This is a genomic window from Halorubrum sp. SP3 (assembly GCF_005435195.1).
GTDB lineage: Archaea > Halobacteriota > Halobacteria > Halobacteriales > Haloferacaceae > Halorubrum > Halorubrum sodomense.
The window spans coordinates 1-673 of the sequence record NZ_SGTU01000220.1 but is presented as its reverse complement, the minus strand read 5'-3'; the positions used below and the strand labels follow the sequence as shown (position 1 = coordinate 673).

1 pseudogene is annotated in these 673 nt (G+C 56.9%); it reads left to right on the top strand.

Features of this window, described 5'->3' with window-relative positions:
- Positions 1 to 575: pseudogene (locus EXE42_RS16305) on the top strand (RNA-guided endonuclease TnpB family protein); the annotation flags it as partial.
- Positions 576 to 673: the final 98 nt, after the last annotated feature.

The following is a 673-nucleotide window of genomic DNA, read 5'->3' as shown; positions in this document are numbered from 1 at the left end:
ACGTTCAACGTGGAATACGACACCGACACGTCGGGTGAGACGCCTATCGGTGTCGATATTGGTGAACGGCATATCCTCGCTGTGACCGCCTACGGTGAGGACGAATCAATGCTGGTGTCTGGTGGTGAGACGAAGTACGTTCGACGCAAATACCGTTCCCTACGCGATTCGCTCTCGGAAGCGGGTGCGCTTCGCGCACGTAACCGTGTAGGTGACAAAGAACAGCGTCGAATCAAAGACCTGAATCACAAACTCTCTCGTCGCCTCATCACGTTCGCGCAACAGTTCGAGAATCCCGTCATCCGGATGGAAGACCTCGAAGGTATCCGCGAGGACAGCTCGTGGTCAGGCGTTCACTCGTGGTTTTTCCACCAACTCCAACAGTTCATCACGTACAAAGCCGAGCGAGCTGGGATTCGTGTTGAGCAGGTCGATGCGTACCATCAGCGTGTGGTTCGATGGGAACCCGTGATGGCGACCACTTTTCGTGTTCGGAGTGCGGTCGAGGACGCCACGCGGACCTGAACGCTTCAGAGAATATCGCACAACGGGAGGGTGAACCATGTACGGCGTAGCAGTTCGGCTGACGCGAACCGTACTACCTCGCTGGTTGAATAGCCAGCCGTCTTCGACGCCCGCAGATTGCGGGGAGGAAGGCCCCATTGACAGGGCT